The sequence below is a fragment of the Streptomyces anandii JCM 4720 genome (genome assembly GCF_014650655.1).
In the GTDB taxonomy this organism is placed as follows: Bacteria; Actinomycetota; Actinomycetes; order Streptomycetales; family Streptomycetaceae; genus Streptomyces; species Streptomyces anandii.
This window is the reverse complement of record NZ_BMVJ01000017.1, coordinates 9,511-14,072: the sequence shown is the minus strand read 5'-3', so window position 1 is coordinate 14,072 and position 4,562 is coordinate 9,511. Positions and strand designations below refer to the sequence as shown.

Here is a 4,562-nt window from a genome sequence, read left to right as displayed (position 1 = left end):
CGGCCAGCCGATCCCCAAGGGCGGCTCGGCCACGCTCGGCCCGACCGACATCGTCGGCGTCGGCCACTCGACGTTCCGCATCGTCGGCGACCGGCTCGAGGAGTTCGTCGACACCGGTGAGGTGTCCTTCTCCGCCCGCCATCTGACCGTCACGGTCGACGGCGGCAAGCAGATCCTCAAGGACGTCTCCTTCGGCGTCCCGGAGAAGTCGCTGATCGCGGTCATCGGCCCGTCCGGTTCCGGCAAGTCGACCCTGCTCAAGGCGCTCACCGGCTACCGGCCGGCCGACCAGGGCGAGGTCCTCTACGACAACCGCAACCTCTACAAGCAGTTCGCCGAGCTGCGCCAGCGCATCGGTCTGGTCCCGCAGGACGACATCCTGCACAAGGAGCTGACCGTCAAGAAGGCCCTCAAGTACGCGGCCAAGCTGCGCTTCCCGGCCGACACCACGGCCGCCGAGCGCGACGCCCGCATCGACGAGGTGCTGCGCGAGCTGAAGCTCGACATCCACAAGGACAAGAAGGTCACCTCCCTCTCCGGCGGCCAGCGCAAGCGCGTCTCGGTGGCCCTGGAGCTGCTCACCAAGCCGTCGCTGATCTTCCTGGACGAGCCCACGTCGGGCCTGGACCCGGGCATGGACCGCGACGTGATGCAGCTGCTGCGCGGCCTGGCCGACGACGGCCGTACGGTCCTGGTCGTCACCCACTCCGTGGCCGAACTGGCGATCTGCGACAAGCTGCTGGTGATGGCCCCCGGCGGCGCCGTCGCCTACTTCGGGCCGCCGGAGGAGGCGCTGAACTTCTTCGGCTACGACAGCTGGGCAGACGTCTTCTCCGCCTTCGAGAACTACCGCGACTACGACTGGGCGGGCCGCTGGAAGGGCTCGCAGCACTACCAGATGTACGCCGCGGACATCGACGCGGTCGCCCCGCAGTCCGTACACATGCCTCCGCCGCAGGCGATGAAGCCGCCCAAGCCGCAGGGCTGGGGTTCGCAGCTGCTGACCCTGATCCGGCGCTACGTCGCGGTGATCGCCTCCGACAAGGGCTTCCTGGCGCTGACGGTGATCCTGCCGGCGGTGCTCGGCGCGGTCAGCCTGCTGATCGACCACAACAGGGGCCTGCTGGTCAACCCGGTCAACCCGCGCACCGGCGTGCACGTGCCGAACGGCACGGCGACCACGGTGCTGCTGATCCTCGCGGTCGGCGCGTGCTTCGCGGGCGCGGCCAACTCCGTCCGAGAACTGATCAAGGAACGGGTCATCTACGAGCGCGAGCGCGCGACCGGCCTGTCCCGCTCGGCGTATCTGATGTCCAAGGTGGTCGTGCTGGGCGCGGTCACGGTGCTCCAGGGACTGATGGTCGGCCTGATCGGCTTCTCCAGCCGCGAGATCCCCGACAAGGGCGTGGTCCTGGGCAACGCCACGCTCGTCGAGCTGTGCCTGCCGATCATGGCGCTGGGCTTCACCTCGATGATGGTCGGCCTGGTCATCTCCTCGCTGGTGAAGACCGCCGAGAAGACCATGCCCCTGCTGGTGATGTTCGCGATCATCCAGGTCGTCTTCACCGGCTGCCTGTTCACGCTGAACGGCACGGTGGGCGTCAACCAGTTCTCGTACCTGATGCCCTCGCGCTGGGCGGTGGGTGTGGCGGGCGCCACGCTGGACTTCAACAACATCGCCCCGAACACCGACGACCCGGGCAAGACCGACCCGCTGTGGAACCACACGGCCACGGCCTGGACCGTCGACATGTTCGCGCTGATCGTGCTCGGTGTGATCTGCGGCTTCCTCGTGGCCCGCTTCCTGCGCCGCCACGAGCCGGAGGTCATGCGCAAGTAGCGGACGGCGGCACTCGGGCACGGGCCCGCGCGCACGCGAAGGGCGGCACCCCGCAACGGGGTGCCGCCCTTCCGCGTGTCTGGAGAGGCCCGCGCCGGCCTCAGTACGCGCTGTTGACGTTGTCGATCGAGCCGTAGCGGTGCGCGGCGTAGTTCGCCGCGGCCGTGATGTTGGCGACCGGGTCGTAGATGTTCTTCGACGTGCCGGGGACGTGGTACGTGTTGAAGGTCGGGTCGATGACCTGCAGCAGGCCCTTGGACGGGATGCCGTTGATCGCGTTGATGTCCCAGTTGTTGATGGCCATCGGGTTGCCCGAGGACTCCCGCATGATGTTGCGGTGGAGGCCGCTGTAGGAGCCGGGGATGTTGTGCTGCTTCATGATGTCCAGCGCCTGGCGGATCCAGCCGTCCAGGTTGTTGCCGTAGCTGGTGGACGCGGCGACGGTCTGCATCTGCGGACGCTGCGCGGAGCGGCTCGCGGCCTGCTTCGCCTGGCGCGCGGCCTCGGCCTTGCGCTTGGCGGTGGCCTCGGCGGCGGCCTTCTTCGCGGCGGCCTGGGCCTTCTGCTTGGCCGCTGCCTGCTTCTTGGCGTCGATCTGCTGGATCTTCACGCTGGCGCCGGCGAGCTGGTCGGTGACGCTGGCCTTGACCTGCTTGGCGGGCGCGGAGGCTATCTGCGCCGGGGCGGCCGCGACGGCGTCCGCGGTGGTCGTCGTCTGCGCCTGGCCGGGGACGGCGGTGAAGGCGAGGGAGGCGGCGCCGAGGGCGGCGACACCGGCGACGGCGATCTTGTGGGTCTTGGTCAGGTCACGACTGGAGCGGGGGAAGCGGAAGTTTGCGGGCATGGCGAAATGGACCTCTTCGAGTAGCGCGGAGGTCGCTCTCCGGACTGCGGGAGGGGGTCCTTCCCACACGAGTGCCGGGGGCGGAAACCCGCGGCGCTGAGCGACGAGAGCAATTCTTAGCTGCCGCAAAATCCGAGGGCAAAGGTGTGACGTACGAAGCCGGATAGTGGATCGGGAACTGACAAAACGGGACAGACAGGGATGTCTGCCCCGTTCATCAAGGGATGCTGTGTCTCCTATGCCCCTTCGTACGTGATGTGCGCCCTATGTGCGTCCTCACATCGCTCAAGAGGTTTCCTCACAGCAGGTTGCCGTCGCAACGCTCTGTGTAAGGGGTTTTCGGCGGCAGCAGGAGGTGTACGTCCCCGAACTCGTGCCACAGGTACCGCCCGGCCAGCGCCGCCTCGTAACTGTGGTCGACCGCGGCCCGCCCGGCCACCGCCTCCAGCATCAGCAGATGCGAGGCCTCCGGCTCGTGCAGCCCCGTCAGCAGCCCGTCGACCACCCGCACCCCGCGCTCGGGCGTCACGACCAGATCCGTCCACCCCGCGGCCGCCCGCACCACCCCGTCAGGACCGGCCGCGGACTCCACCGCCCGCACCGCCGTGGTGCCCACGGCCACCACCCGCCCGCCGGCCGCCCGGGCCGCCCCGATCAGCCGCGCGGACGCCTCCGGCACCGAGAACCGCTCCGGATACGGCGGCTCGTGCGCCTCCGCCGAGGCGACCCCCGTGTGCAGGATGACAGGAGCGAACTGCACCCCCCGGCTCACCAGCTCCACCACCAGCCGCGCGGTGAAGGGCCGCGCCGCACTCGGCATCTCCGCACTGCCCGACCCGTCGGCCGGCGGCACCGCGAACACGGTCTGGTACACGGACAGCGGCTGGTCCCGCTCCGTATAGGAGTAGCGGATCGGCCGGCCGTGCTCGCGCAGCATCCCAAGGACCCCGCCCTCGCGCCCCGCCACCCGCGCCCACCACAGCCGCGCGCTCCGGGCGCTCAGCGGCTCCTCCAGCACCAGCCGCACACCCCCCGGCAGCATCACCTCAGTACCCGCGGGCCCGCCCGCACGCGCGCGCGTGGTGCCGCGGCCGTCCGGATCACGCAGCTCGACCGCCCAGCGCCCGTCGTCCCCCGGCGAGGAGAAGTGCACCACCACGCGCGCGTGCCCGACCCGCCCGTCCACCGCCGCGGCCAGTGTGGGGGAGGTGTTGACCACCAGCACGTCCCCGGCCCGCAGCAGCCCGGGCAGCTCCGCGAAGGCGTGGTGCGACACCTCCGTCCCGCGCGAGACCAGCAGCCGCACCGCACCCCGGTCCCGACCCGGCCCGCGCTGCTCCACGGGCACCCGCGCCGACAGCCCCTCCGGCACCCGCACCGCCGACCTCATCGCTCCTCCAGCAGGGACGGCGCGCTGTAGCGGCCGCTCGCCGGCCGCTCGTCCAGCAGCCGCAGGAACGCCGGCACCACATCCGCCGGCGCCGGACGCGGCGAGTCGTCCTCCGGTACGGCCGCCGCGTACAGGTCGGTGGCCATGTCCCCGGGGTCCACCGCCCACACCCGCAGCCCCGGCTCCTCCACGGCCAGCACCGCCGCAAGCCGGTCCAGGGCCGCCTTGGACGCCCCGTAGCCGCCCCACGTCTCGTACGCCTCCGCGGCCGCGTCCGAACTCAGCGTGATCACCGTGCCCGTGGCCGACTCGCGCAGCCACGGCAGCGCCTCCCGCACCAGACCCAGCGCGGCCACCGTGTTCACCTCCAGCGCCCGGCGCAGCCCGTCCAGCGGAAGCTCCGCCAGCCGCGTCAGCGGCTCCGCGCCCAGGGCGCTCGCGTTGTGCACCACCAGGTCCACGCCCCCGAACCCGCGCGCCGCCGACAC

Annotated in this window: 4 protein-coding genes; 1 reads left to right on the top strand and 3 read right to left on the bottom strand. The window is 71.0% G+C overall.

Annotated features, from left to right (window positions below):
- Positions 1-1,840: ATP-binding cassette domain-containing protein (locus IE249_RS26055; protein WP_229859283.1), on the top strand; the 1,840-nt coding region annotated here is incomplete at its 5' end.
- A gap of 100 nt (positions 1,841-1,940) precedes the next feature.
- Here IE249_RS26055 and IE249_RS26050 read toward each other — a convergent pair.
- From IE249_RS26050 to IE249_RS26040, 3 genes are all read right to left on the bottom strand, one after another.
- Positions 1,941-2,684, bottom strand: a complete 744-nt coding sequence (locus IE249_RS26050; RefSeq protein ID WP_189708485.1) for a transglycosylase SLT domain-containing protein — start codon at positions 2,682-2,684, stop codon at positions 1,941-1,943.
- 298 nt (positions 2,685-2,982) lie between these two features.
- Positions 2,983-4,074 (bottom strand): S-adenosylmethionine:tRNA ribosyltransferase-isomerase, encoded by a 1,092-nt coding sequence (locus IE249_RS26045; protein ID WP_189708483.1) that lies wholly within the window; start codon positions 4,072-4,074, stop codon positions 2,983-2,985.
- Positions 4,071-4,562: SDR family NAD(P)-dependent oxidoreductase (locus IE249_RS26040; RefSeq protein WP_229859281.1), on the bottom strand; the 492-nt coding region annotated here is incomplete at its 5' end. The genes IE249_RS26040 and IE249_RS26045, both read right to left, overlap by 4 nt.

Coding starts and splice junctions, on each gene's coding strand:
- IE249_RS26050 (WP_189708485.1), bottom strand. CDS start 2,684: ATGCCCGCAAACTTCCGCTTCCCCCGCTCCAGTCGTGACCTGACCAAG.
- IE249_RS26045 (WP_189708483.1), bottom strand. CDS start 4,074: ATGAGGTCGGCGGTGCGGGTGCCGGAGGGGCTGTCGGCGCGGGTGCCC.